Annotated in this window: 18 protein-coding genes; 6 read left to right on the top strand and 12 right to left on the bottom strand. The window is 59.5% G+C overall.

Annotated elements, in window-relative coordinates; translation table 11 throughout:
- Positions 1–41: 41 nt before the first annotated feature.
- The 7 genes from IG627_RS01050 to IG627_RS01020 form a co-directional block, all read right to left on the bottom strand.
- A complete protein-coding gene (locus IG627_RS01050) occupies positions 42–1,604 on the bottom strand; it encodes a tryptophan halogenase family protein (RefSeq protein WP_193189291.1) in 1,563 nt (520 codons plus the stop codon).
- Entirely contained in the window at positions 1,601–3,136 is a 1,536-nt protein-coding gene (locus IG627_RS01045) for a tryptophan halogenase family protein (RefSeq protein ID WP_193189290.1), read from the bottom strand. The genes IG627_RS01050 and IG627_RS01045 overlap by 4 nt, the downstream gene beginning before the upstream one ends.
- 106 nt (positions 3,137–3,242) lie before the next feature.
- Entirely contained in the window at positions 3,243–6,233 is a 2,991-nt protein-coding gene (locus IG627_RS01040; RefSeq protein WP_193189289.1) for a TonB-dependent receptor, read from the bottom strand.
- 218 nt (positions 6,234–6,451) lie between these two features.
- Positions 6,452–7,327, bottom strand: a complete 876-nt coding sequence (locus IG627_RS01035) for a sugar ABC transporter permease (RefSeq protein WP_193189288.1) — start codon at positions 7,325–7,327, stop codon at positions 6,452–6,454.
- Positions 7,324–9,570, bottom strand: a complete 2,247-nt coding sequence (locus tag IG627_RS01030) for an extracellular solute-binding protein (RefSeq protein WP_193189287.1) — start codon at positions 9,568–9,570, stop codon at positions 7,324–7,326. Before IG627_RS01030 ends, IG627_RS01035 begins: the two co-directional genes overlap by 4 nt.
- Positions 9,564–10,676, bottom strand: coding sequence for an ABC transporter ATP-binding protein (locus IG627_RS01025; RefSeq protein WP_193189286.1), 1,113 nt, complete (start codon positions 10,674–10,676; stop codon positions 9,564–9,566). Before IG627_RS01025 ends, IG627_RS01030 begins: the two co-directional genes overlap by 7 nt.
- Before the next feature lie 69 nt (positions 10,677–10,745).
- Entirely contained in the window at positions 10,746–11,075 is a 330-nt protein-coding gene (locus IG627_RS01020) for a tetratricopeptide repeat protein (protein WP_193189285.1), read from the bottom strand.
- A gap of 62 nt (positions 11,076–11,137) precedes the next feature.
- Between IG627_RS01020 and IG627_RS01015 the strand changes: the two genes are divergently transcribed.
- Positions 11,138–12,451 (top strand): M20 family metallopeptidase, encoded by a 1,314-nt coding sequence (locus tag IG627_RS01015; RefSeq protein WP_319024458.1) that lies wholly within the window; start codon positions 11,138–11,140, stop codon positions 12,449–12,451.
- Positions 12,452–12,594: 143 nt separating this feature from the next.
- Here IG627_RS01015 and IG627_RS01010 read toward each other — a convergent pair whose 3' ends face one another.
- Positions 12,595–13,923, bottom strand: coding sequence for a DEAD/DEAH box helicase (locus IG627_RS01010; protein WP_193189284.1), 1,329 nt, complete (start codon positions 13,921–13,923; stop codon positions 12,595–12,597).
- Between the two features lie 314 nt (positions 13,924–14,237).
- The gene (locus IG627_RS01005; protein ID WP_193189283.1) at positions 14,238–15,944 is read right to left on the bottom strand and encodes an alkaline phosphatase D family protein; all 1,707 of its coding nucleotides are present in this window, start codon (positions 15,942–15,944) and stop codon (positions 14,238–14,240) included.
- Between the two features lie 283 nt (positions 15,945–16,227).
- Here IG627_RS01005 and IG627_RS01000 point away from each other — a divergent pair, with 283 nt between their 5' ends.
- The 3 genes from IG627_RS01000 to mmsB all read left to right on the top strand — a co-directional run bounded on the left by IG627_RS01000 (position 16,228) and on the right by mmsB (position 19,477).
- The gene (locus IG627_RS01000; RefSeq protein WP_226864581.1) at positions 16,228–16,824 is read left to right on the top strand and encodes a GNAT family N-acetyltransferase; all 597 of its coding nucleotides are present in this window, start codon (positions 16,228–16,230) and stop codon (positions 16,822–16,824) included.
- A 120-nt stretch (positions 16,825–16,944) separates the two neighbouring features.
- Positions 16,945–18,468 (top strand): CoA-acylating methylmalonate-semialdehyde dehydrogenase, encoded by a 1,524-nt coding sequence (locus IG627_RS00995; protein WP_226864580.1) that lies wholly within the window; start codon positions 16,945–16,947, stop codon positions 18,466–18,468.
- Between the two features lie 115 nt (positions 18,469–18,583).
- The gene (mmsB, locus tag IG627_RS00990; RefSeq protein ID WP_193189281.1) at positions 18,584–19,477 is read left to right on the top strand and encodes a 3-hydroxyisobutyrate dehydrogenase; all 894 of its coding nucleotides are present in this window, start codon (positions 18,584–18,586) and stop codon (positions 19,475–19,477) included.
- 312 nt (positions 19,478–19,789) lie between these two features.
- Here the strand turns inward: mmsB and IG627_RS00985 are convergent, their stop codons facing one another.
- Both IG627_RS00985 and IG627_RS00980 read right to left on the bottom strand, forming a co-directional pair.
- Positions 19,790–20,452, bottom strand: coding sequence for a hypothetical protein (locus IG627_RS00985; protein ID WP_193189280.1), 663 nt, complete (start codon positions 20,450–20,452; stop codon positions 19,790–19,792).
- A gap of 133 nt (positions 20,453–20,585) precedes the next feature.
- Positions 20,586–22,058, bottom strand: coding sequence for a hypothetical protein (locus tag IG627_RS00980; RefSeq protein WP_193189279.1), 1,473 nt, complete (start codon positions 22,056–22,058; stop codon positions 20,586–20,588).
- Positions 22,059–22,630: 572 nt separating this feature from the next.
- On the opposite strand from IG627_RS00980, the gene IG627_RS00975 reads away from it, so the two are divergent.
- Both IG627_RS00975 and IG627_RS00970 read left to right on the top strand, forming a co-directional pair.
- Positions 22,631–23,617 carry a transposase gene (locus tag IG627_RS00975; RefSeq protein ID WP_193189278.1) on the top strand — a complete coding sequence of 329 codons (987 nt, stop codon included), beginning with the start codon at positions 22,631–22,633 and terminating at the stop codon, positions 23,615–23,617.
- A 336-nt stretch (positions 23,618–23,953) separates the two neighbouring features.
- Positions 23,954–24,274 (top strand): NAD-binding protein, encoded by a 321-nt coding sequence (locus tag IG627_RS00970; protein WP_319024473.1) that lies wholly within the window; start codon positions 23,954–23,956, stop codon positions 24,272–24,274.
- 205 nt (positions 24,275–24,479) lie between these two features.
- On the opposite strand, the gene parE is transcribed toward IG627_RS00970, so the two are convergent.
- Positions 24,480–26,366 carry a DNA topoisomerase IV subunit B gene (gene parE / locus IG627_RS00965; RefSeq protein ID WP_193189276.1) on the bottom strand — a complete coding sequence of 629 codons (1,887 nt, stop codon included), beginning with the start codon at positions 26,364–26,366 and terminating at the stop codon, positions 24,480–24,482.
- Between the last annotated feature and the right edge of the window lie 28 nt (positions 26,367–26,394).

Genomic DNA, 26,394 nt, shown 5'->3' with positions numbered 1-26,394 from the left:
GCGGGAAGCAGGAGAAGACAGATGGAAAGCGGGGTGACGTTTTACCCGGTGGCGCTGCACCCCGGTGACAGATCGACGGCCGGGCAGTGCTCGCGCAGGAACTCGTCGTGGTTCGGCAGCGTCTCCACCATCTGCGCGATCGACTCGCGCGCGGCGTCCAGGGATCGGCGTACCTGTCCCGGCGGCAGGTTGTCGAGGCGCGGGTCGCAGGCCGATGGGCGCACGCCCATACCCTCGAATACCGACTGCCAACTGGGGCTGCGGAAGAGTTCGTCGACACCCTCGCGCAGCGCACCGTTTGCCCGGAAGAGCGCTATGCGCTCGCGCAATGACGGGGGGATTTCCGCCTGCTGCCACCAGCGCCAGAAGGGAGTGTCGTCGCGGCGGGTCAGGCAGTAGTGCAGCACGATAAAATCGCGGATCTCCTCGTGGTCGAGGCGCATGCGGCGGTTGTATTCGGCAGCCAGCACGCGGTTGCCTTCGGTATCGGCAGTATGCGCCGGGAAGTAGCGCAGGAAAAAATCCAGACCACGCGTCACCAGGTGAATCGCGGTACTCTCCAGTGGCTCGATAAATCCGGCAGCCAGCCCCAGGGACAGGCAGTTGCTTTTCCACAGTTCGCGGCGGACGCCGGTGCGAAAGGGAATCAATGCCGGCTCGGTAAGCGGCTCGCCGTCCACCGCCGCCAGCAGTCGCGCGCGCGCCTGGTCATCGCTGACGAAGCGCGAGTCGTAGACATAGCCGTTGCCGGTGCGGTGCTGCAGCGGTATTCGCCAGCGCCAGCCGGCGTCCTCGGCGATGGCCTGGGTGTAGGGCGTGGTGGCGCCGGTGTTGCTCGTCTGCACCGCGACGGCCCTGTCACAGGGCAGGCTGTCCTTCCAGTCTTCAAACCCGACATCCAGGTGTTTTTCAATCAGCAGCGCGCGAAAGCCGCTGCAGTCGATAAAGAAGTCCCCGTCGATTTCGCGGCCGTCGGCCAGCCGCAGCTTTTCGATCACTCCGTTTTCGGCACTGTACACTTCTTCGACCCTGCCCTCTACGCGCTGCACACCGCGCGTCTCGGCGTAGCGGCGCAGGTAGTGCCCGGCCAGTTTTGCATCCAGGTGCAGTGCATAGCTGGCGCCGCCTATCGGTGTCTTCTGGGCCTTCTGCGGCAGGAAAAATTTTCCCTGTTGTGCCATCACCGAACAGGGGGCGTGGTCCTGTAACTGTGAAGATTCACCACACAGCTGCGCCCAGAGCCAGGCCTGGTAGAACTCGTGTGTGCCGAGCCGGTTGCCGATTACGCCGAAGGGGTGGAAATAACTCTGTCCCTTTTGCAGCCAGTCGCCGAAGCGGATACCCAGCTTGAAACTGGCCTGGGTCTCGCGGATAAAATCCGCCTCGTCGATACCGAGGCCCCGCAGCAGACCGACGAATGGCGGTATCGTGGATTCGCCGACGCCGATGGTGCCTATCTCCTCCGACTCCACCAGCGTGATGTTGCACACCTCCGGGCGGAACTGGTTGGCGAGCACTGCGGCGGCAATCCAGCCGGTGGATCCGCCGCCGACGATCACTATTCTTTTCGGATTTCTCAAATCCGGGCCGATGGAATTATTCATACCTTTTCCGTCTCTGTTGCGGTGCCGCAATAGCGTGCGAGGAATTCGCCGTGCGCAGGTGCCTGCTGCACGGCCTGCTGCACGCCCGCGCGCATGGCCCGCAGGCTCTCGACCAATTTTTTCCCGGACAATCGCTCGGCGGCTGGATCGCAGGATTGTGGCAGCAAACCGAAGCCGGCGTAGATGGCCAGCCAGCTGGCGGGCTGGAACATTTCCCAGCGGTAGCGGATCAGGTGTCCACGCAATTTAAACAGGGCCATTTTTTTCTGTAACGTTTGCGGTAGATCACCATTCAGCCACATCTGCCGGCAGTCGCGCCAGAAATCGCTGTCCTGGCGTCGATTCAGGGCGTAGTGCAGTATCAGGAAGTCGCGCACCCGCTCGTACTCCAGCCGTGTATCCTCATTGAATTCGTCGATGATTTCCGGAGCGAAACTCCTGTCCGGAAACAGCTGCTTGATGCGCGCTATGCCGGTTTCGATCATCGCTATGGAAGTGCTCTCCAGCGGCTCGAGGAAGCCGGCGGCGAGCCCCAGCGCTATGACGTTCCTGTTCCACGCCTGCTTGCGCCGCCCGGGCAGGAAGCGCAACAGCCGTGGTTCCGCAGTCGGCGCACTTTCCAGGCTGTCGACAAATTCCTTTCGCGCCTGATCCTTATCCCGGTAGCGACTGGAGAAAACGTGGCCGTTACCGTCGCGGTGCTGCAGCGGGATACGCCAGCGCCAGCCGGCACAATGGGCATCCACTTTTGTGTAGGGCGCCGGCTCGCCGCCACGCTCTGTCTGTGCCACCCAGGCGCTGTCGCACAGTAGCCAGTGGCCCCAATCCTCGAAACCGGTATTTAAAGTTTTCTCGATCAGCAGGCCATTGAAGCCGGAGCAGTCGATAAACAGGTCGCCGCAAATCTCTGCGCCGCTGGCGAGTTGGAGGCTGCGTATAAACCCGTTCTCGCCTTGCCGCACATCGACGATGGTATCGCGCAGGTGAGTGACACCGCGCTCGACCGCAATATCTCGCAGCAACTCGGCGAAACGTCCCGCGTCCAGGTGCAGGGCCCAGTCGTAGACACTCAGCGTGGAAGGCGGCCGCGGCGACGGTGGGGAAAAGCGACCGTCCAGCGCCAGGCTGGCGCCGAGGGAAAAGTCGGTGATGGGCACATCCAGGCCAATCTCCCGGGCGCGCAACCAGTAGTGGTGGAAAGCCACACCGTCGAGATCCTGGCCGAAAACACTAAAGGGATGAAAAAAACTGTGGCCCGGCTGGCGCCAGTGATTGAACTGTATGCCCAGTTTGCAGGTGCCGCCCACGGCCCGCATCACCTGCAGGTCGTCCAGGCCCAGCTGTTGGTAGAAGCGGCGAATGGTCGGCGTGGTCGCCTCGCCGACACCGACGGTGCCTATCTGTGGCGATTCCACCAATGTGATTTTCAGCGGAGTACCGGCAAAGTGCTGCTGCAGGCTCGCCGCCGCCATCCAGCCGGCGGTGCCACCGCCGACGATGACCAGGTCTTGAATTCGATTGTCTGTCGTCATGAATACATCTTTACGCGGTGCGCTTATTGTTATTTTGGAATCCTGGGAGCGCCGAGCTCCAGATCGGCGTTCCCAGGGCCGCCCCCAAAGGGGGCGGTGGTGCGGATCAGAACTTGGCGCGCACCCCCAGGGAGTAACGCGGCTCAAACTCGTTCTGCCACAGGTATTGCTCGTCCTCTCCGGCAAAATCGAGGTAGTAGTTCTCTATCTCACCGGTAATGTTGGAACCGTTCAGGAACACAGTGACATTATCCATCACATCGTAACTCACCTGGGCGTCGACATAACTGGTGGCATCCTGGTATGCCTGCAGGCCGGTACCGCCGATATTGCCGTCTTCCAGCCGGTCGCTGCGGTAGTTGTAGGCAATACGCGCCTGCAGCCGGTCGTCCTGATACCAGGCCACGAAGTTGAACTGGTGCTCGCTGTTGTCATCAAACGGCAGCTTGTCACCCTTCAGATCTTCGTCTTGCTGGGTGCTCGGCGAATAGGTGTAGTTGGTGTCGATACCGAAGTTGCCGAGGAAACCGTCGGTAAAATCGCCGAAGGCCAGCTTGGTACCCACTTCAACACCCTTGATATTGCCACCCTCGCCCTGAATCGGCCCGGTTACCGGCACCTCGCGACGCACTACCCCATCCAGGTCGGCAAAGGCCCGCTTGGGACCGGCACCGTTGACGACGAAACTTTCGATATCCACATGGAATACCGCCAAGTTGACCATGGAGGCATCGCCGAAATAGTACTCCACGGCGGCATCCAGGTTCGTCGAGCGCCAGGGATCCAGGAAGGGGTTACCGCTGGAGTCGGCGCTGGTGACACAGCGGGTGCCGAACTCCGGGCAGTCCTGGGTATTGATTTTCAATCCACCGCCGTAATTGCCGAGATCCAGCGGCATCATGTTCTCGCTGGCGGCAAAGCGCAGCAGCAGGTCATCCCGCGGCGCCACCACCAGGTTCAGGCTCGGCAGGACATCGGTGTAATCATTTTCGGCGTGGTAGTCACCATCATCGATATTGGTATCGCCGTAATTCTTGATGGCACCGGTCAGGTTCTGGCGCACACTGATCTCGGTTTCCACCACGCGCACGCCAATGTCACCGCTGACAATACCGTATTCAAAATCGGCGCTCAGGGTAAAGCTGTCCTCGACAAACCCCACGTCGTAACTCTGCCCCGGCACTATCACCCGGTAGGCATCGCCGAAGACCCGCTTCTGGAATGCCACCACATCGTCGAAGTCTTCCGGATCCACGGCCCAGACGCCGGGCAGGCCGGAAGTTACGGAACCGTAGTCGTCGACAAAAACAACATTGTTGTACTCATTCAACTGCGTTGGGCGATTGACGGTGTAACCCTGGAATTCACCATCGACCAGTTCTCCAGCCCGGCATTGATCCTGGTTCATCACCACGTCGATGGCCTTCCACTGGGCCTCACAACCTGCCACATCAGTGGCGCCATTGCCGCCGTAGAAACGCGAGAACAGGTGGAACTGCTCGATTTCCACTTCGCGATCGCTGCGGCGCAGGCCGAAATCCACACGGGTGACAAATCCGCCTGCGGGCTGTTCGAATTCGTAGGTACCTTTCGCGGAGAAGATATCCAGGCTCGCATCCGATTCGTTGTTGCCCTCGGAGGAGAAAGCGGCCACCGCGTAGCTGTCCACGTTTGCCATGTAATCACGCATAGTTGCGCCTGCACCCAGACCGCCAGCTATGGGCGAGTCGAAGCCGCTCCAGCGCGGGTGACTGCCACCGATGCTGTAGTGCAGTTCCGGTGTCTCGCCGTAACCGAGCGGGTTGGGATCGATAAAGCGGCCGCCGTCGGCGCCCACGCCCAGGTCGTCGCGATAGCGGCTGACGTCAAACCGACTGGCGATATCTGCCGGGTAGAAGGGCACCAGCTGCTTGGGTGTGTCATCGCGCCAGTTGGACAGGTCGCCCTGGGCCTGGCCGTTCATTGACAGGCGATTGGCCTCGCCGTGAATGGCTCTCAGGCCGCCGCGGAAGTGGCCGCCGTTGTCGTAATTCAGTTCCAGGTTGATATTTTTGGAGTCCGACTTGGAGGTACGGTTGACCGTGAAGGAGTTGACCCACTGCGCGTGCACATCGTACTCGTCCACCGCCAGCCAGCTCTCGCCGTTACTACCGGCCACACCGGTATCGGAGTAGTCCGTCGGCGTCAGCCAGTCCAGCGTCTGCCAGCGGTTGGAAATATTCAGGCCCACCTTGCGATCGTACTCTTCCAGCTCGGTGTAAAAGCCCTCGGCGACAAAATTGAACCCGCTGCCGAGCTCCGCCTCCAGGGCCAGGTTGAGGCCGGTGCGATTGCGCTCCACCACGCGGTGGAAGCTGTCGAAACCGTGCGGCGCGCTGAAGTTGCTGCCGCTGCCACCCCAGTCGTTGTTACCGAAGACGCCGCCGGAATAACCGGCGTAATTGTTCCCCAGGTTGGCATCGCTCTGGCTGGCGGAGACCATCACGCCCAACTGCTCGTTACGCCAGTTCAGCAGGCCATTCACGGAGGGATCGGTTTCGCCGGTGTCTGTACCCTGCGCTGCGTCCACGGCGATACTGCTGGTCAGCCCCTGCTCGAATTGCAGCGGCCTGCGGGTGCGCAGGTCAATGGTGCCGGTAATGCCGGACAGCGCATTGTCGAGATCGGTGGACTTGTAGACGTTCACACCTCCCATCAGTTGGGAGGGCACATCGGTCAGGGTGGGCTGGGCACCGCCCAGGTTGCCGGCGGCCAGGTACTGCTCGCCATTCAGCAGGGTCATCACCTGCGGCAGGCCGCGGATATTCGCCTTGGCACCCTCGCCGGCGTCGCGCTGAATCTGGATACCGGGTATTCGCTGCAACGAGTCGACGATAGTCACGTCTGGCAGCTTGCCGATATCCTCGGCCACGATACCGTCCACCATGGACAGGGTATCCCGTTTCAGATTGACCGCGGAGCTCTGCGCACCGCGCACACCCAGCACAGTCACCTCTTCCAGCGTATTGTCCTGGCCCTGCGCCAGGACAGCGCCGGAGAGCGCACAGGCCACGGCCGCAGCGATGGATTTCTTCCTAAACCCGAATTGATTGTTCATGGAGTTCTCTCCCCCATCATCACGTCGTTATTTTTTATTGGCGGCAGATGACTACCCAGGGGACCGACAGGATAGCGCTATCTGGCGCCAGCCTATACTCCGCGGCGCGACCGGCAGGTGTCGTCCCAGTTTTGGCAGCGGGGGGAAGATGAGCTATCCCACCTTCCCGGGGGCAGAGTGGGAAGGTGAAATTACCTTTAAATTCAACGTGTTACAGATTAGCCCTTGACGGCCCCGGCGGACAACCCGGACACCAGGAAACGCTGCAGGGCGAGGAATAGCAGTATCACCGGAATGGAGACGAGTACCGAGCCGGCGGCAAAGAAGCCCCAGTCGGAGGCGTAATCGCTGACGAAAAAGCGCAGGCCCACCGGTACCGTGTATCTGGATTCGTCGTCCATAAAGATGGAGGCGAGGATAAATTCGTTCCAGGCGGTCATAAAGGAGAAGAGTCCGGTCACGGCAATGGCCGGGCGCGCCAGCGGCAGGATTATTCTGTAGAAGATCTGCAGGCGCGAGGCACCCTCCAGCAGCGCCGACTCCTCGATTTCGTAGGGCAGAGTGTCGAAGTAGCCCTTCAGCATCCACACGCAGAAGGGCAGCGCGGTGATGGAGTAGACCAGCACCAGCCCCAGCCAGGAATTGCCCAGCCCCAGCCACTGCACCACTATCACGTAGAGCGGTATCAGCATCAGCACCGCCGGGAACATCTGCGAGATCAAAAACAGCATCAGGCCGCGCTCGCGGCCGGGGAAGCTGAAACGCGAGAAGGCATAGGCCGCGGTGCAGGACAGGGACAGCCCGACGATAGTGGTGCTGAGCGCGACCACCAGGCTGTTGAACAGCCAGCGCATAAACAGCTGCTCGGTGAGCACCGCGCGAAAGTTGTCCAGGGACCACTGCTCAGGCAGTGGCACCAGCGCCGCCAGCTGCCCCCAGAAACCGGCGTCCGGCGGATCCACCACCAGCTGCAGCGACTGCTGGCCGGAGAAAGCCAGGCTGACCACCCACAGCAGCGGGTAGATCACAATCGCGCTGGCGAACAGCAGAAACGCGAAGCGCCAGGAACAGATGTCGCCCAGTATTCTCCTCATCGCGCCACCTCCAGAGCTCTGGAGACGCGCGTCTGCCACAGGGCGTAGCAGAAGAGCAGCGCCAGTATCACCATCGAGTAGGCGGCGGCGTAGGCGTACTGGTATTTTTCGAAACCGATACGGAAGGCCCTGGTGATCAGGATATCGTTGGCCCCGGCCGGCGCGCCGTCGCTGACCAGATAAATGACATTGAACATATTGAAGGTCCAGACCACCGACAGAATCGTGGCCGGGACCAGCACCGGTTTCAGCAACGGCAAAGTGATGGACCTGAACTGGAACCAGCGACCGGCGCCCTCCACCCTGGCCGCCTCGTAGAGTTCCCGCGGTATCGACTGCAGGCCACCGAGAATCACCACCATCATAAACGGAATGCTGAGCCACAAATTGGTGACAAGACCGGTAAAGAAGCTGGCACCGACCGAATCGAACCAGGCCACAGGCGCAATGCCGAAAATCTGCAGCGCCTGATTGATGACCCCGAACTGCGGGTGGAACATGCCCTTCCAAACCAGCGCGGTGATGTAGTTGGGGATCGCCCAGGGCAGTATCAACAGCAGGCGGAACCCGGTGCGGCCGAATATCGGCCTGTGCAGGGCCAGCGCCAGCAGCAGCGCCAGGCCGACGGAGATGATCACGTTGCTGACAGTCCAGCAGACGGTGACCAGCAGGGTCCAGTAGAAGTTGTCGAAATTGATACTGCGCTCGGCGCCCTCGCCGTACCAGAGATTCCAGTCTCCGAGGATGCCGACATAGTTATCCAGCCCCAGCCAGCGCGAGGCCAGTGGCGAATTCTCGTTCAGCAGAGTGGTATCGGTAAAAGAGAGCAGCAGGCCGTAGAGTAGCGGGAAGAACACCAGTAGCAGCATGCCCAGCATCGCCGGCAGCACATAGAGATAGGCGGTCCTGTTGCGGCGCCAGCTCTCGGCGATACGCCGACGCCGGAGAATGACCGCTGTCACGACAGCCAGTAGCAGTAACGGCACCGCACCCTGCAACCAGACGGGTGGGCCCCGCTCAGCATCCTGCTGGCGCGACGCCTCGAGCGCGGCGATATCCCTTTCCAGCTTGCGCTGCAGCCGCTGCAACTCCGCCGCCGGCTGCGCCGCGCCCTTGACCACCTTTTTCAGCACATTTTCCAGCGGCGCCCACAACAGGGTCATCTCCGGTAGGTTGGGTATCGGCACGGCGCTATCCAGCTGGCTGCGGAAGGCCACGGCGGCTCTATTGGCAGCCAGCTGCGGGTGTTCGAAGGCGGACAGGTTGGCCGGCAGCTGGCCGCCACTGATGGCCATGGTCTCGGCGGCACTGCGCCGGGTCAGGAATTCCATCACCCGGTAGCTGGCGGCCCTGTGCCTGGACCAGGGCGACATGAACAGCCCCTCCACTGCCACCCAGGGCGCCAGCGGCCGGCCGCTCTCGCTGATCAGCGGCAGGGTTGCCACGCCGTAGTCGATCTGCGGCGCTATCTCACCGAGCATCCAGGGCCCGCTGATCACCATGGCCGCGCGGCCCTGGTTGAACAGCTCCGAGACCAGGGTGCTGTTGGGCTCTTCCGGCAGCACCGCGTCCCCCCTGGCCCAGTCTGCCAGCAGTTGCAGCGAGCGGATATTGGCCTCGCTGTCCAGCGCCAGGCGATTGTTGCCGTCAAAGGGACCGGGGCCGAAGGCATTCATCAGCGCGCCGTGAAAGAAGGGCTCGGTATAGCTGTAGGCGAGCCCGAAGCGACCCCGCTTGCGATCCGTGTGGGCGCGGGCCAGCGCGATCATCTCATCGCTGCCCACCGGGGGCTGCGCGATCAGCGCGCGGTTGTAGATCAGCGCCGTACTCTTGAAATTGAACGGCAGGCCGTAGAGATGACCGCGATAGCGCATGGCCCCGAGCAGTTTCTCCGGGAAGCGCTGCAGCACTTCCGGAGCGGCGACCTCGCCGATCGGCGCGATGGTGGGGCCGGCCCGGCCCCACCCGCCGATGCGGTCGTGGGCGAAGATAAACAGGTCCGGCCCCTGCCCCCGCGGCAGTGCCGCGGACAGTTTGTCTGCGTAGCCGCCGTAGGGCACCGCCAGCGCCCTGACCCTCACGTCCACCTGGCTGCGGTTGTAGTCGTCCAGCAGCCGCTCCAGCGCCTGGCGCTCGGCGCCGCGATAGCCGTGCCAGAGCAGCAATTCTTCCGTCGCAAAGGACTTGGTCGCGCCGAGGCACAGCAGCAGAAGCAGTAGCTTTGCCCACCCTACGGCTAGCACGGCTCGGCCACCGCGACCGGCCGGGATTCGCGAATACGCCGGTGGCTGGCGGCATCGAACAGGTAGACGGCGTCGGGATCGAAGGCCAGCTCGAGCGAGTCACCCGGAGTGAGCAGTTGCAAACCCGGCAGCCGCGCGATCATCCGCTCATCGCCCTGGACTCCACCCACACTCAGGTGCACCAGCATCTCCGCACCCAGTGTTTCCACCATCTCGATGGCGGCGCGGATACGCGGCCAGTGAGCCGGTGCCGCGGCGGCGTGACACAGCTTCTCCGGGCGAAGGCCGAGCAGCAGTTCGCCGGCCAGGCCCTCGACCCCGTCACGCTGCAGGTCGACCAGGGAATTCTTCAGGCCCGAACCGCGGTTCTGTACCGTCACTATGTTCATCGGCGGCGCGCCCATAAAGCCCGCCACGAAGACATTGTCCGGGTCGCCGTAGAGCGCCATCGGCGTACCCACCTGCATCAGCTCACCGCCATTGAGAATCGCGATGCGCGAGCCCAGGGTCATGGCCTCTACCTGGTCGTGGGTCACATAGACGGAAGTGGTGGCCAGTTCCCGGTGCAGGCGACCGATATTGCCGCGCATCTGCACCCGCAGTTCCGCATCCAGGTTGGACAGCGGTTCGTCGAACAGGAACACCTGCGGGTCGCGCACCATGGCGCGGCCCAGGGCCACCCGCTGGCACTGGCCCCCGGACAGCTGGCCCGGCTTGCGCGCCAGCAGGTCGCCCAGGCCGAGGCTCTCCGCGGCCATCTCCACTCTGGACTTGATCAGGGATTGCGGTTGCCTGCGCACCCGCAAGCCGAAGGCCAGGTTTTCGAACACGGTCATATGGGGGTAGAGGGCGTAGTTCTGGAACACCATGGCCACATCGCGGTCTTTCGGCGGCAGCTGGTTGGCCAGGCGATCACCGATCCACAGCTCGCCGGATGTGACCGATTCGAGCCCGGCGATCATGCGCAGGGTGGTGGACTTGCCGCAGCCGGACGGGCCCACCAGCACCATCAACTCGCCGTCGCGGATGTGCAGGTCCAGGCCGGGCACCGTGGGCGGGCTGTCTCCGTAGCGTTTCACCACCTGCTTGAATTCAATACTGGCCACGGTGGTCACCCTTATCGGCGCTGGCGTAGACGAAAAGAGACTGCACAATAATTGATCAACGGCGAAAGATCAATTTTTAGCCAGTCTGCCCAGTTTCTTCAGGAATACCTCTATCTCCCGCTCCACCTGCCTGTCCCCCCTGTCGCGCGCCACACCCAGCCCCTCGGTGAAAGCCTCGCGGGCCAGGCCCCGCTCCCCCAGTGCCATATGGCTGCGCCCCAGTAGCTTCCAGGCCGCCGAGTGATCCGGCATCTGCGCGACGCAGACCGACAGCTGTTCCGCCGCCTCGCGGTAGTTCTTCTCATTGAACAGGGCACTGCCGAGGCCAAAGCGCAACAGGGGCGAATCTCTGCCCTGCTGCAGTTGGGCGCGCAGGCGGGGGATGATCGGATTGGTCATGGGGCACCTTACTGACTCGAGTTAGAATCGGTCGACGATAACGACAATCAAGGAAAACAGCCGTGAAAAAAGTATTCCTGTCTTTCGCCATGGGCGCAACGCTGTCGGGCGGCATTCCGCTGGGCGCCAATCCGGCCACCGCCGCCGCCCCGGATCAGCTGCTGAAGAACACCGAAGCCAAGGTGATCGATTGGCGCCGCCATATCCATCAGCATCCGGAGCTGGGCAATCGCGAATTCGAGACCGCCAAATATATTGAGAAACACCTGAAATCCCTCGGCATGGAAGTGGAGACGGGCGTGGCGCACACCGGCGTCATCGGCCTGCTGAAGGGCGGCAAACCGGGCCCTACGGTGGCGCTGCGCGCGGATATGGACGCACTGCCGGTCACCGAGCAGGTGGATCTGCCCTTCGCCTCCAAGGTCAGGACCAGCTACCAGGGCAAGGATGTGGGAGTGATGCACGCCTGCGGTCACGACACCCATGTGGCCATGCTGATGGGCGCAGCGGAGGTGCTGGCAAATATGCGCGAAGAGCTGGCCGGCAATGTGCTGTTTATCTTCCAGCCCGCCGAAGAGGGCGCGCCGGACGGTGAGGAGGGCGGTGCAGAGCTGATGCTGAAAGAGGGGCTGTTCAGGAAGTACAAGCCGGATGTGGCCTTCGGCCAGCATGTGACCTCTACCCTGCCCTCCGGTGTGATCGGCTACAGATCCGGCCCGCTGATGGCCAGCTCGGACGAATTCCGCATTACCGTCAATGGCCGCCAGACCCACGGCTCGCGCCCCTGGGGCGGGGCCGACCCCATCACCGCCGCGGCGCAGATCGTCATGGGCACCCAGACCATCGTCAGCCGCCAGATTGACATCACCAAGGAGCCGGCGGTGGTGTCCTTCGGCAAGATAGACGGCGGCGTGCGCAACAATATCATCCCGGACAGCGTCTTCCTGAACGGGACAATACGCAATTTCGATATGGACAACCGCCGGCAGATTTTCGACAAGCTGAAAACCACCGCCGAGCTGATCGCCGAAAGCGCCGGCACCAAGGCGGAAGTGGAAATTCTCGAGGGCTATCCGGTGACGGTGAACAATCCGGCACTGACCGAAAAAGTACTGCCGGTAGTGAAAGCCGTCGCCGGCGACAAGAGAGTCATAGAGGTGCCGAAGATTACCGGCGCCGAGGACTTTTCCTTCTTCGCCAACGAGGTACCCGGTTTCTACTACTTCCTCGGCGTGACGCCGGCAGGCAAGGATGCGGCCACTGCCGCCAGCAATCACTCGCCGCGCTTCTATGTCGACGAGAGTGCACTGAAGATAGGTACCGAGACCATTACCCGGCTGACGCTGGATTATATGGCCAACAACCAGAAGCAGTAATTTCGGGAATCAGGTCTACCGTAGGGTGCGCCGCGCGTACCAAATGGATCAATGGTGCGCGCGGCGCACCCTACGGGATTTACCTTTTACCTACTTAGGCGGACGGCCGCCCCGCCGCTCCTACATGATAGGGGTTCGGGAAATTACGCGGATTCGGTGCTGCGCGCCGGGCGCCTGCGGCGGCGCGGGCGCTGGGCATCGCCGCGCGGTGTATCGCCACGATTCTGGCCGTTGCCGCGATTCTGTCCGCGCCCCTGGCCGTTGCCGCGCGCCTGTCCACCACCGCTGCGTTTCTGCCCACCGCCACCGCGCCTGGGATTGCCGGATTCCGGCAGTGCGTGACTCGGTTCGAATCCCTCAATCTCTTCCCGCGGCACCGGCTTGTTGATCAGCCGCTCGATATCGCGCAGCTGCTTGATCTCGTCCGCACTCACCAGGGACACCGCCTGGCCGCGGGCACCGGCGCGGCCGGTGCGGCCGATACGGTGCACATAGTCCTCGGGTACATTGGGCAAGTCGAAATTCACAACCTGCGGCAGCTGGTCGATATCGATACCGCGCGCGGCGATGTCCGTCGCCACCAGTATCTGCACCTTGCCGTTCTTGAAATCCGCCAGGGCTTTTGTGCGCGCATTCTGGCTCTTGTTGCCGTGAATGGCAGCAGCGCGGATATTGTCCGCCTCCAGCTGCTTCACCAGCTTGTTGGCGCCGTGTTTGGTGCGACTGAACACCAGCGCCTGGTGCCAGTTGTTCTCGCGTATCAGGTGGCTCAGCAGTTTCTGCTTGCGCGCCTTGTCCACCGGGTGCAATTTCTGCCGCACCGTCTCGGTAGTGGTGTTGCGCGGGCTGACATCTATCTCCAGCGGATCCTTTACCAGGCCCTTGGCCAGCTGGCGAATCTCCGGGGAGAAAGTGGCGGAGAAGAGCAGGTTCTGGCGCTTCGCCGGCAGTATTTTCAGGATGCGCTTGATATCGTGGATAAAGCCCATGTCCAGCATGCGGTCGGCTTCATCCAGCACCAGTGCTTCCAGCTTGTCGAAGCGCACCGCGCCCTGGCCGTGTAGGTCCAGCAGGCGGCCGGGAGTAGCCACGAGAATATCGGTACCGCCGCGCAGGCGCGATATCTGCGGATTGATTTTCACACCGCCGAAGACCACCGCGTGACGCAGGGGCAGGTACTTGCTGTAGCTCTGCACATTGTCGAATACCTGCGCCGCCAGTTCGCGGGTCGGCGTCAACACCAGGGCGCGCACCTGGGTATTGCGGGCGCGCTCGCCGCCGGACAGACGGTGCAGCAGCGGCAGGGTAAAGCCGGCGGTCTTGCCGGTACCCGTCTGCGCGGCGGCCATGATATCGCCACCTTTCATGACCGCGGGGATGGCCTGCGCCTGGATCGGCGTGGGCTGGGTATAGCCCTGCTCGGATACGGCGCGGGCAATTTCCTGGGTCAGGCCCAGATCTTCAAACAACATAGAAAAACCTCGAGTTACGCCAGCAGCGCAATCAAACAGTTCCGCCCGCTTGCGGGCGATAAGAAAATTCGGAGTTTGCGAATCCCTGGTCAGAATCAGGGTTCGCGCCGCCGTCTAATAGCCGGCGCTTCTGTGGAGCGAGACCGGCATGGTGCGGCATTCAGTAGAGGCTTCCGGGAAGAATTTGGGAAAAAATTCCGGGGAGGGTGCCGGAGATCTATATTCCGGCCTACAGATGACGCAGCTGGCAATACACCAGCCGCGCCACTATAGCAGATCTGCCTGGCGACAACAGATTTATTTCAAAGGGCCCGTCAAAACTTCACCAGGGTAGACACCGCCTCTTCGGACTCTGTCTCCAGCGACAGCCTCAACTCCCGCTTCTGCCAGTCCACTCGAATAAAACCGTAATTGCTGCCGGGTTTGTTCACCAGGTGGCGGTCGGCGGTGGAGAGGCTTTCGACATCGTCGGCCACGACGCCCACGCTGCCGGTGGGAATCGTCGCCCCCTCCGCGGCGCAGTTGCCCCACTCGCCGGCCACGCCCTTGCCGGAGGCATCCACGGACAGATAACACCAGGGGCGATCGTGGTCCTCGCTGGTACAGCGCCGGTACTGAACACCGCCATAACTGAAGGGGAAGACACAGCGCTTGTCATAGCTGCCACTGCCGCGGTAGTCCGCCCACACCGGCATGCGGTTGGGATTGGGCACTGCATAGGGCCAGTTCTGGCCAAAGCCGGAGGCCGTGATCTCGTAGAGGGTGGCGGCATCGCCATACTCGGCAGATGCGGGCAGATCCTTCTGTAACAGCTCACCCCAGTGCTGGTCGCCGCTGACAAAGACGATCGTCTTTGCGTTGCCTTCGTTGATACTCTTCTGCACCAGGCGCAGCAACCGCTCCCGCTCCAGGGGGAATTCCGCCCAGGATTCGTACTCGGTGCCGGAGAGTGTCTCCTCGTCCAGGTTGGCAATCGCCTGATTGAACTTCTTGCCATCGCCGTAGGCGCAGTACTGGTTCAGGTTGCGGTCGCGATGCAGCGGCGGCAACACCTGGATACCGGACCCTATCACCTTGATCTCAGACGGCCGGGCGAGTTCCTGTTCCAGCCAGGCCCACTGTGCTTCGCCCAGCATACTGGAGTTATCGCCCTCACAGCGACCGTAGTCGGAAAAGGTGGGAGAGCGGTGATAGCGGGCATCCAGCATGATCACGTGTAGTTGCCGGTCGCCACTGCCGAACAGCTGCGCACTGTAGACGCCATCGCGACTGCCGTAGCGCGGGTCACCCTCGGGAATATCGAAGTGGCGCAGAAACTCCAGCTGGCTCTCCGCGCGCCTGGAATATTCGGCGCCGCTGTTGTTGGCCCCGTAGTCGTGGTCATCCCAGGTGGCCATCACCGGGATTTCCGCCTCGAGAAATCTTTCGTAGTAGGGGCTGCGCTTCTTGGCATCGTATTTCTGGCGCAGCAGGGTCATGTCGGTGGTGTCGCCGTAGATATTGTCCCCCAACCACAGAAAAAGATCGGGATCTTGCTCTATCACCCGCTCCATAGCCTGGCCGGCACTGCCCAGCTCCTTGAAGCAGGAACCGAGGGCGAGGGTCGAAACTGTCTGCGTCGCTTGTGGCTGGGTGTGCGCCAGCAGCGGTTCGGCTGGCGCCGGGGCCTCGCAGGCCTCCCAGGCCCCCGACGGCAGGTAGCACCAGGGCTCGTGATGATTCCTGGAGGTACAGCCGTATACCGTCTCTCCCTGGTAGCCGGTGGTCTGGCTGCACGCCTGGCCGCTCAGGGTTTTTCGAGGCGGGATTGTCTCCAGCCGCACATTGCCCCAGCTGCTGCCGGACTTCGGAGTCTTCAGGTAGCACCACTGGGTGCCGTCGTTGTCTTTGTCTGTAGTACCCAGGTAGGTCACTCCGCGATAGTAGAAGGGCTCCTGGCACAGGTCGTAGTGCACCTCCGGGGCAGCCAGGGCGGACAGGGGCAGCAGCGCAGCGACACTGCAGAGAGTTGAAAGTCTCATCACAAATTCCTTTGTTGGATTGTTATTGTCGGAAACGCCGCAGCTTAGGGACTCTGTGTTTAACCTTTGTGATGCATTTGTTGCACAGCAGCAACTTGCAGTTCTAGCTCCCGCCGCTGTTAAACGATTTAATTTATTGACCCGCAGAACCCTTGGAGTCGAAAGAGACACACCATAGGATTCAGTCACGACCACAACAAGTGGCCGAGGACTCTGTAGAAATAAAATTTCTGTTGAGGAACCTTCGGTAGACAAGCTGCCAGTAGCAGTCGGGAGGTTGAATATGTCTACCTACAACACGACCAACAAAGATTACCGAACGGAGACAGTGACTCTGGGTAACGGACGCAGAGTGGTGGTACGCCCTGTGAGCAGAAAGGACGGCCAGCTGGAAAAAGACCTGATTGAGAACCTGTCGCCCGAAACACGTCGCGACCGCTTTATCGGCGGTAGCTGCAAGGCGAGCGAAAAACTGATCGAGCTGTTGACCGATAATGATCACCAGCAGCACGAAGCGTATATCGCCGTGTCCGGCAGCAATCATTCGCAGAGGGCGGTGGCGGTGGCCCACTACGCGCTGGACGACGATGGCCAGGCTGCCGAGTGCGCGGTAGTGGTCAGTGATGACTGGCAGGGCCTGGGTCTGGGCAGCCTGATGCTGCAGCGCCTGATCGACTCCGCGTGTGAACAGGGGCTGGAACGCATCTACTCCATCGAATCGGCCGACAACGTGCGCGTAAAAAGTTTCGCCAAGTCCATGGGATTCAGATGCGTAGCGGACCCGCGTGACTATACGCTGCTGACCTATACACGGGATCTGCCCCGCGCAGTGGCCAGTCGCGACGATAGAGCGTACAGAGTCACGCTCCGTACCCGCTAAGCGACGATGAAAATTGCGGAGGAAAGCGGCGGCGCGTCCGCGAGAACGGACGCGCCACTTTTCTGCCCCACTTTCCACCCGCACCTAAACTGTTCATGCCAATCGATCTGGAAGATACGCATGGACAAGACGATTCCCGCCACTATCCCCGAAAAGCTGCCGCTCTATATCAATGGCGAATGGATTCAATCCCGCAGCGACCACTGGCTCGACGTCACCAACCCGGCCAGCGGCGAGCTGCTGACCCGGGCGCCCTACACGACCGTCGACGAACTGCAGCGGGCAGTCGATGCCGCCAGTGCGGCCTTTCAGAGCTGGCGCAAGACTCCCGTACCCAGTCGTGCCAGGCTGATGCTGAGGTATCAGCAGCTGCTCAAGGAGCATCAGGAGGAACTGGCAGAAATCCTCTGCGAGGAAACCGGCAAGACCTTCGAGGACGCCAAGGGCGATATCTGGCGCGGTATCGAGGTGGTGGAGCAGGCGGCCAATATCGCCGCACTGATGATGGGGGAAACGGTGGAGAATGTGGCATCGAGTATCGACTGCTACTCCTACACCCAGCCGCTGGGCGTCTGCACCGGCATCACACCGTTCAACTTCCCGGCCATGATTCCGCTGTGGATGTTCCCGATGGCCATCGCCTGCGGCAACACCTTCGTGCTCAAACCCTCGGAACAGGATCCGATCACTCCCTGCAAGCTGGCGGAACTCTTCGCCGAGGCGGGCGCGCCCAAGGGGGTACTGCAGGTGGTGCACGGCGGCAAGGCGCAGGTGGATTTCCTGCTCACCCACCCGGATATCAAGGCCATCTCTTTTGTCGGCTCTGTGCCGGTCGGCCAGCATATCTACCGCACCGGCACCGACCACCTGAAACGGGTGCAGGCCTTCGCCGGCGCCAAGAACCATATGGTGGTGATGCCGGACGCCAACAAGCAGGCGGTGCTGAACAATATCGTCGGCTCCTCGGTGGGCGCCGCCGGCCAGCGCTGCATGGCCATCTCCGTTGTCGTGCTGGTGGGCGAGGCGCAGCAGTGGATTGCGGAAATCCGCGACACCATGGCCAAGGTCAGGCCCGGCGTATGGAAGGACCCCAAGGCGGACTTCGGGCCGCTGATCTCACCCGCGGCGCGCGATCGGGTAAAAGACTATATCGCCAGGGGTAAACAGGAAGGTGCCAGCTGCTTGCTCGACGGCACCGACGCAAGTGTGGAGGGCTATCCGGATGGCAACTGGGTCGGGCCGACACTGTTCGCCGATGTCACCCCGGAGATGTCCATCTACAAAGATGAGATATTCGGCCCGGTACTCTGCCTGGTCAATGCCGACCGCCTTGAGGACGCCATACGGCTGATCAACGACTGCCCCTACGGCAACGGCACCTCCATCTTCACCGCCAGCGGCGCCGCCGCGCGCAGATACCAGCACGATATTCTGGTCGGCCAAGTGGGTATCAATGTGCCGATACCGGTACCGCTACCGTTTTTCAGCTTCACCGGCTGGCGCGCCTCCTTCTACGGCGACCAGCACGCTTACGGCAAGCAGGCGGTGCGTTTCTACACCGAAACCAAGACGGTGACTGCGCGCTGGTTCGATACGGATATCGAGCACGCGGAGCACCCGAATATGACCATTCACCTAAAATAGCCGACACGCGCCGAAATTGTAGGAGCCTGCCTGCAGGCGAAAAAGAACAGAACTCCGTTGCCATTCGCCTGCAGGCAGGCTCCTACGGCACGGAACTTCGAATGCGGGAAAGGATATGAACAAGTCAGTGGCATTTTTTGGCCTCGGGCATATGGGCGGCCCCATGTCCGCCAATCTGATCAAAGCCGGATTCAATGTGACCGGTTTCGATCCGGTGAAAGAATTACTGAATCTGGCCGCGGAGCACGGGGTGAAAAAATCGGCCTCACCGCTGGAAACCATCACCGGGGCCGACTTTGTACTGAGCATGCTGCCGAATGGCGAGGATGTGGAGGCGCTGTATATCGACGATGAAAAACTGCTGGACCATATCAACAGGAAAACGCTGGTCATCGACTGCTCCACCGTCGCCGCCTCCAGCTCCAGACGCCTGATTACGGAAGCGCGGAAGCGCGGGCTGCGCGCAATAGAAGCACCGGTATCCGGCGGCGTAGCCGGCGCCGTCGCCGGCACCCTGAGTTTTATGTGTGGCGGCGAGGCGGCCGATGTGGACGCCGCGCGCCAGCTGCTGCAGCATATGGGCAGCAACGTATTTCATGCCGGATCCGCCGGTGCAGGGCAGACAGCGAAGATGTGCAACAACATGCTGCTCGCCGTGCATATGATCGGCACCGCCGAGGCATTGCAGTTGGGCGTCGACAACGGTCTGGACCCAAAGGTGCTGTCGGAGATAATGCTGAAGAGCTCCGGTGCCAACTGGTCGCTGGAGAAATACAATCCCTACCCTGGCGTTATGGAGAATGTGCCGGCCAGCAACAACTATGAAGGCGGATTTATGGTGAAGTTGATGTGCAAGGATCTGGGGCTGGCACAGCAGGCCGCTACGGCGAGCAAAACCTACACACCGCTGGGCTCGCTGGCGCGCAACCTCTATGGGCTGCACTTGATGGCGGGTAACGAAAAGCTGGATTTTTCCAGTATCCAAAGAATTTTCGGCAGGACTAATTAAGAAAAGCTGCCTGCTTATATTTAATTACTTGCAGTAGTTCAGGTTTGAACTGACATACCCTCCTGAAAAACCGGCAACCTCCATATCAAGCATGAACCAATCCAACTGATTTACCCACATATCCCAGGGGATAACTATCAGATTAACACCCTCCCTGCACACCATCCAATTTAAACCGACGAATTTATTGACTACTTTCAGCCGCTTTAGAGAACATCAAGCAGCGGCGTACTACTGGAATCACCTGAAGACATTAAGAAATGAAATAAAGGTATCCCAGATACGCCGCCACTCTCCTCTATTCAGGCCCAACTATAGGCGCAATGTGTTGCCCTTAAAGTCTTTAATACAGTAGTTCGCAGCCGCGTGTAACTCCTGCTTCAGACGTTCAGCCTGATTGGCTACAAGTTCATCATAAGTCGGTGCTGTATCGCTGTCCTCATGACTGGTTTTGCTACACATGGATTCGGCAAGCACTTCCTTCGTGGAGGTATCGATCAATCGCAACATGGCACTGTAGCCAACTTTGTACTTATTCCAAGTTGTCGGGAAATATACAAAATTCCAACCTACTGTGCGAACATCCAGCAGCAACCTTGAATCATTGACTTGCGCACTAAGTTCATCCAATTTGGCACCAGAGGTTTCAACCCTGCTGCCCTCAAGTAGGCGAAGTGCGTATTGTTTGGCCAACTCAGTGGCCAGAGCTTCATAGATGTAATCAGCGGGATCTTCAACATTATTCTCCGCAATCAATTTATTGCCTGCCGAGATCATGGCCACGGCGCCAAGAGCACCAAATGCACCTTTCCCGGCTGTCATCGCTGCGAAACCTGGCTTCTCATTGGAGAAGGAGCCACTGATGGCACGCCCCTCGATCATAGGGATCGACTCTTCCGACAATGGGACAGTTTTGACACCGGCACAGCCAACTGCGGTGAGAGCGAGGCTCAGGATGATTAGCTTCTTTATCATTTTTCCCCCAAGGGTTATTTAGGCCTATAGACTATAAAGGTATAGTAATGTTAAATCTTATTTTAATAGCAGAATGGTTCCCTCTCCTTGTATTTATCAATTCAAATTAAATATAAACCCTGTCATCTTAAATCTATTTAATCACCAAGTCTGTAACGTACAACTCTACCTCCCTATTAACCCTTTCGGAGTCAATCGGGGCCTCCACGGCCCAATTCATCACCGAAAAAACCTCATCCTTAGAGGAACTTTCTATTGGTAAAGTTTCAATAGTGGCCGCCATTGCCACTAAATCAATTTCTAAACTGGGGAGATTATTCTCACTGTCAATCTTCGCTATTATATCTACATACTCTTCATCAAACCTATTGGTATCGACTTTTAAGGCTAACCCTCCATCGCTCAACTCAATCATGTGATCTATTTCAATCTCCAAGGTATTTTCTACAGAGAGTAAACTTATGGAACCATCAAACTTAATATCCCCATAATAAACATGGGTATCTGTATGCCTGCCAATTAGCAGCCTGCCATTTTTCCGTGCTCCAAATACCAACAGCGGAATTTCAGATTCAATTTGACTACTCCAAATTACCTCGCCATTGCCGTCAATGCCCATAAACCAAATATCGGGATCTAATTCTTCTGAAACACCAAACTCTGCAGCGCCCGAAAGGATTAATCGATACTCATCGGATGCACTCCCTACTGGTATGGCATGTATGGAATAAACATCTATACGTGGCACGCCTTCACCAAATTCCATGGATTTTTGAAACTGCAGATTTCCATCTCGATCGAATTTGATAAGGTACAATTTCCTTCTCGTATAATCCTCTGGATCTTCTATTTGTGCTGTCATAAACACGCTGCCATCTGCAGTTGAGACTACATCTCCTGCAAACGCTTTTGGCGCAGAAATTTCTTTAGCCCAGATAATACTAAGGTCCAAGTCAACCTTGACAACAAAATAGTCAGAAATTTGTGCATGATTCTGAGTAACAAGAATGACGGCATCAATCGCGCCATCTTGATTATCATCTACTGGCTTAATACTGTAGATCTGTATGTCGGCCAACTTCAGATACTTGCTGGATTTTAGGTCACCGGTTTCAAGATCTAATATCAACCTTCCCGCGCCAAGCCCACCCCAAGATTCGTGTCGCATCTGACCTATGAGATAAAGCTCGTCCGATGCATGAACCCAAGCCTCACTAAAGAACTCATACTCATCTACCGATTCGATATAGCGAACCCACTTGGGATTCCCGTCTTTATCTAGTCTGGCCACGAAGGTATCGTCGTTGTCTGAGTTCCCTGAGTAAATCATCCCACCGTCAGCAAGAGCAACCAACGGGCGCCCACCAATTAACTGCTCTTCGCCTAACTGGTAGGCCTTAGCGTAAGTATCGCCAGCACCTCCCGAGCTACTTGAGCCGCTAGAACTGCTCGAACTTGAGGAACCTCCGGAACTACTAGATCCGCTGGAACTACTCGAACCGATTTGCGCTCCATCACCTCCAGAGCCAGAGCCGCCACCACATGCGGCCAGCAATAACGCCATGGAGAGTAGAGCAACCCCAGAATAGAACTTCATTGATTTCATTTTTCTTCTCGAACTCAGATATAGACATCTTTAGTAATCACTGCCTCACCACCCCCGAACTTCTAGCAATTGACGGGCAGGCATCGTTACCTCTAGGTACAACGAACTTAGAAGGGTGAGACACTCACTGTCACAGAAGAACATCGCCGGAGGCGGAATCTTCTACCCGATCCTCATCTCACAAGTCAGCAACCATTTTACGGCCTTATATTTTTCTCTTCACAGGAAGATCGGAACTGGCTCACATTTATAAAATTACACGCAATTACACGGTAGAAAAAACTGCACACCCACCAGGAAAACACGTCTCTTACCGGTCCTGCCGAGATTCCTCCGAGCCTTCGCACAGCACTGCTTATTGTACCCATATTTGCAGATAGACAGCCATGGAAATCCCGCGCAAAGCACTCGTACCGCTATAGACCAAGTCCTGTTACCACCGCACCTCCCGTTGTGAAGAAAGAAAAAAGGACACCCATCAGGCAAGGCCTATCTCGCGCCAACCAGATTGATATCTCTATAACCTCTCACAAAATACTGGCTACCCATACACATATTCGAGTAATACCGTTATGCCTCCCCGCAAAGCTCTGGTATCCCTCGATGCCACGCCCTACTACCACTGCGTCTCCCGCTGCGTACGTCGCGCCTTCCTGTGCGGGGGGGACGATCGTACCGGCCAGTGCTTTGAGCACCGCCGCCAATGGGTCGAAGACAGAATGCTGGCACTGGCCCAGGTATTCGCGCTGGATGTCTGTGCCTACGCGGTGATGAGTAACCACTATCATGTGGTGTTGCATATCAACCAGGCGCGGGCGGCCGGCTGGGATCTGCGCGAAGTGGTGGAGCGTTGGCACCAGTTGTGCAAAGGCTCTGCGCTCTCCCAGCGCTTCGCCCGCAATGAGACTCTGGATGCCGCGGAGCTGGACCGGCTCACCGAGGTGGCGGAGGTGTGGCGAGCGAGACTGATGAATATCAGCTGGTTTATGCGTATGTTGAATGAGTCCATCGCCCGCGAGGCGAACCGCGAAGACCAGTGCACGGGTCGATTCTGGGAAGGCCGATTCAAGTCCCAGGCGCTTCTCGACGAGCGGGCGCTAGCCGCCTGCTTGGCTTATGTGGATCTGAATCCGATCCGCGCGAACATGGCGGAGACACCGGAAGCGTCGGATCACACCTCCATCCAGTGGCGCATCTCGGCGGCTAAAGATGGTCAACAGCCGGAGCAGCTGTTCCCGTTCGCCGGTAATCCGAGGAAACCCATGTCGGCGGGACTGCCCTTTCGGCCACAGGATTACTTGGAGCTGGTGGCCTGGAGTGGACGCATTCTGCGCGAGGGCAAACGCGGAGCCATTGATGAACAGCTTCCACCGATTCTCGATCGATTGCAGATAGATCCTCAGCACTGGCTCTACCTGAACAAAAACTTCGAGAGCCGTTTCAGCTCCCTGGTCGGCACCGCCCACTCAGTGCGCGCTGCCTGCGAGCGGCTCGGCAAGCGCTGGAGCCACGGCATCCGAGACTGCGAACGCTATCTCTCTCCGCCGCCTGCCTCCTAACCTTTACTGCTATCTCTTAAAAAGCATCATCGCAGGCTCGCTGCGAGAAATTGCAGCGCCTCAACAATTCTGCGTGGCGTCGCTATACACGGATCCCCGGCTAATTTATCCAGGCATTGGGCTCACACCCTTTCTAGGCTGAGCCTGCGGCTATTTCCAATCAGTTTTCTGATTGATGGGTGTCCTGTTCTGTTATTGGATGGGTGTCCTGTTCTGTTACCAGAGGATAGAAGACAAATTGCTGGCACCAACTCAAGTATTTGCACTGGATGTCTGCGCCTATGCGGTGATGAGTAACCACTACCATGTGGTGCTGCGCGGGCGGCCGACTGGGAGCTGCACGAGGGTGTCGACAACGGTCTGAACCCAAAGGTGCTGCCGGAGATAATGCTGAAAAGCTCCGGCGCCAACTGGTCGCTGGAGAAATACAACCCATACCCTGGCGTTATGGAGAATGTGCCGGCCAGCAACAATTATGAAGGCGGCTTTATGGTGAAGCTGATGTGCAAGGATCTGGGTCTGGCGCAGCAGACAGCGACCGCAAGCAAGTCCTATACACCGATGGGCTCGCTGGCGCGCAACCTATATGGGCTGCACTTATTGGCGGGCAATGAAGAGCTGGATTTTTCCAGTGTTCAAAAACTCATCAAAAGATAGATGAAAGTTTGTAGGATGGGCAAAGCGTAGCGTGCCCATCACACTCTGCCTGATGGGCACGTCGCTGCGCTCCTTTGCCCATCCTACAGACGGCACTTATTGGCAGGCAGTGAAGAGCTGGATTTCTCCAGCATTCAAAACTGATTGGTAATCGCTGATAAAATCACCAATCGGATTAGAAGCTCAGTGATACGACAACTAAGTATCAACCTACCTCTGCCAGGTTGCCCTTACTCTCCAGCCACTGCTTGCGATCCCCCGCGCGCTTCTTAGCCAGCAACATATCCAGCAGCTGATTGCTGTCATCGCCAGCGTCGATATAGAGCTGCACCAGCCGGCGCGTGTCCGGATCCATGGTGGTCTCGCGCAGCTGCAGCGGGTTCATCTCGCCCAGGCCCTTGAAGCGCGTGACCTGGATCTTGCCCTTTTTCTTCTCCGCGGTGATGCGATCGAGAATGCCCTGTTTTTCCGCCTCATCCAGCGCGTAGTAGACGTCCTTGCCGATATCGATGCGGAACAGGGGCGGCATGGCGACATAGACGTGGCCGTTGGTTACGAGCGGGCGGAAGTGGCGCAGGAAGAGGGCGCACAGCAGGGTGGCGATATGCAGGCCGTCGGAATCGGCGTCGGCGAGAATGCAGATCTTGTTGTAGCGCAGGCCTTCCAGGTTGTCGCTACCCGGATCCACGCCGAGCGCCACGGCGATATCGTGCACTTCCTGGCTGGCGAGAATTTCCGCCGAGTCCACTTCCCAGGTGTTCAGAATCTTGCCACGCAGGGGCATGATGGCCTGGAATTCGCGGTCGCGGGCCTGTTTGGCGGAGCCGCCGGCGGAGTCACCCTCCACCAGAAAGAGCTCGGAACGCGCCGTATCACCGCTGGAACAGTCTGCCAATTTGCCGGGTAGTGCCGGGCCCTGGGTGACCTTCTTACGCGCGACTTTTTTCGCCGAGCGCACGCGCTTCTGCGCGTTACTGATGCACAGTTCGGCGAGGCGATCGCCCTCCTCGGTGTGTTGGTTCAGCCATAGGCTGAAAGCATCCTTGGCCACGCCGGAAATAAACGCGGTGGCCTCACGGGAGGACAGCCGCTCCTTGGTCTGGCCGGAGAACTGCGGATCCGCCAGCTTGGCGGACAGCACATAGGAGCACTGGCCCCAGATATCCTCCGGCCCCAGCTTGATGCCGCGCGGCAGCAGATTGCGGATCTCGCAGTAGTCGCGCATCGCATCCAGCAGGCCGGCGCGCAGGCCGTTTACGTGGGTGCCGCCCTGGGCGGTGGGGATCAGGTTGACATAGGACTCGGCGGTGACCTCACCGCCCTCCGGCAGCCACTGTACCGCCCAGTCGGCGGCCTCGGTGGATGCGGCGAAGCTGCCGACGAAGGGCTCTGCCGGCAGTATTTCCCAGCCCTGGTTGGCGGCCGCCAGGTAGTCCTTGAGGCCGTCTTCGTAATACCACTGGTCCGATTCGCCGTCCTGCTCGTTGATAAACACCACTGTCAGGCCGGGGCAGAGCACCGCCTTGGCGCGCAGCAGGTGGCGCAGGCGCGGCACGGAGAATTTGGCCGAGTCGAAATATTTCGGGTCCGGCAGGAAGCGCAGGCTGGTGCCGGTGGTGCGCTTGCCGCAGTCGCCGATCACTTCCAGGTCCGAGGCCTTGTCACCGTTCTGGAAGCCAATGCGGTGCACCTTGCCCTCGCGCTGGATGGTGACTTCCATCACCCTGGACAGGGCGTTGACCACCGACACACCGACGCCGTGCAGGCCGCCGGAGAACTGGTAGTTCTTGTTGGAGAATTTGCCGCCGGCGTGCAGGGTGGAAAGGATCACCTCGACCCCGGGGCGGCCCTGTTCCGGGTGGATATCCACCGGCATGCCGCGGCCGTCGTCGCTGACCGACAGCGACTGGTCCTTGTGCAGCACCACTTCGATTTTCTTGGCGTGGCCTGCGAGGGCCTCGTCGACGCTGTTGTCGATCACTTCCTGCGCCAGGTGGTTGGGGCGCGTGGTATCCGTGTACATGCCCGGGCGCTTACGCACCGGGTCCAGTCCCGTGAGTACCTCGATATCTTCGGCGGAATAGTTGGCCATATTCTTATTGACTGCTCTTTAACAAATT

This window comes from Microbulbifer taiwanensis (assembly GCF_014904815.1).
Taxonomy (GTDB): Bacteria; Pseudomonadota; Gammaproteobacteria; order Pseudomonadales; family Cellvibrionaceae; genus Microbulbifer; species Microbulbifer taiwanensis.
Note: the sequence above shows the minus strand (reverse complement) of the source record. Positions and strands in the feature narration are given on the sequence as shown.

Coding starts and splice junctions, on each gene's coding strand:
- IG627_RS01020 (WP_193189285.1), bottom strand. CDS start 11,075: ATGACCAATCCGATCATCCCCCGCCTGCGCGCCCAACTGCAGCAGGGC.
- parE (WP_193189276.1), bottom strand. CDS start 26,366: ATGGCCAACTATTCCGCCGAAGATATCGAGGTACTCACGGGACTGGAC.
- IG627_RS00980 (WP_193189279.1), bottom strand. CDS start 22,058: ATGAAATCAATGAAGTTCTATTCTGGGGTTGCTCTACTCTCCATGGCG.
- IG627_RS00985 (WP_193189280.1), bottom strand. CDS start 20,452: ATGATAAAGAAGCTAATCATCCTGAGCCTCGCTCTCACCGCAGTTGGC.
- IG627_RS00975 (WP_193189278.1), top strand. CDS start 22,631: ATGCCTCCCCGCAAAGCTCTGGTATCCCTCGATGCCACGCCCTACTAC.
- IG627_RS00995 (WP_226864580.1), top strand. CDS start 16,945: ATGGACAAGACGATTCCCGCCACTATCCCCGAAAAGCTGCCGCTCTAT.
- IG627_RS01045 (WP_193189290.1), bottom strand. CDS start 3,136: ATGACGACAGACAATCGAATTCAAGACCTGGTCATCGTCGGCGGTGGC.
- IG627_RS01010 (WP_193189284.1), bottom strand. CDS start 13,923: ATGTTGTTTGAAGATCTGGGCCTGACCCAGGAAATTGCCCGCGCCGTA.
- IG627_RS01000 (WP_226864581.1), top strand. CDS start 16,228: ATGTCTACCTACAACACGACCAACAAAGATTACCGAACGGAGACAGTG.
- IG627_RS01040 (WP_193189289.1), bottom strand. CDS start 6,233: ATGAACAATCAATTCGGGTTTAGGAAGAAATCCATCGCTGCGGCCGTG.
- mmsB (WP_193189281.1), top strand. CDS start 18,584: ATGAACAAGTCAGTGGCATTTTTTGGCCTCGGGCATATGGGCGGCCCC.
- IG627_RS01050 (WP_193189291.1), bottom strand. CDS start 1,604: ATGAATAATTCCATCGGCCCGGATTTGAGAAATCCGAAAAGAATAGTG.
- IG627_RS01005 (WP_193189283.1), bottom strand. CDS start 15,944: ATGAGACTTTCAACTCTCTGCAGTGTCGCTGCGCTGCTGCCCCTGTCC.
- IG627_RS01035 (WP_193189288.1), bottom strand. CDS start 7,327: ATGAGGAGAATACTGGGCGACATCTGTTCCTGGCGCTTCGCGTTTCTG.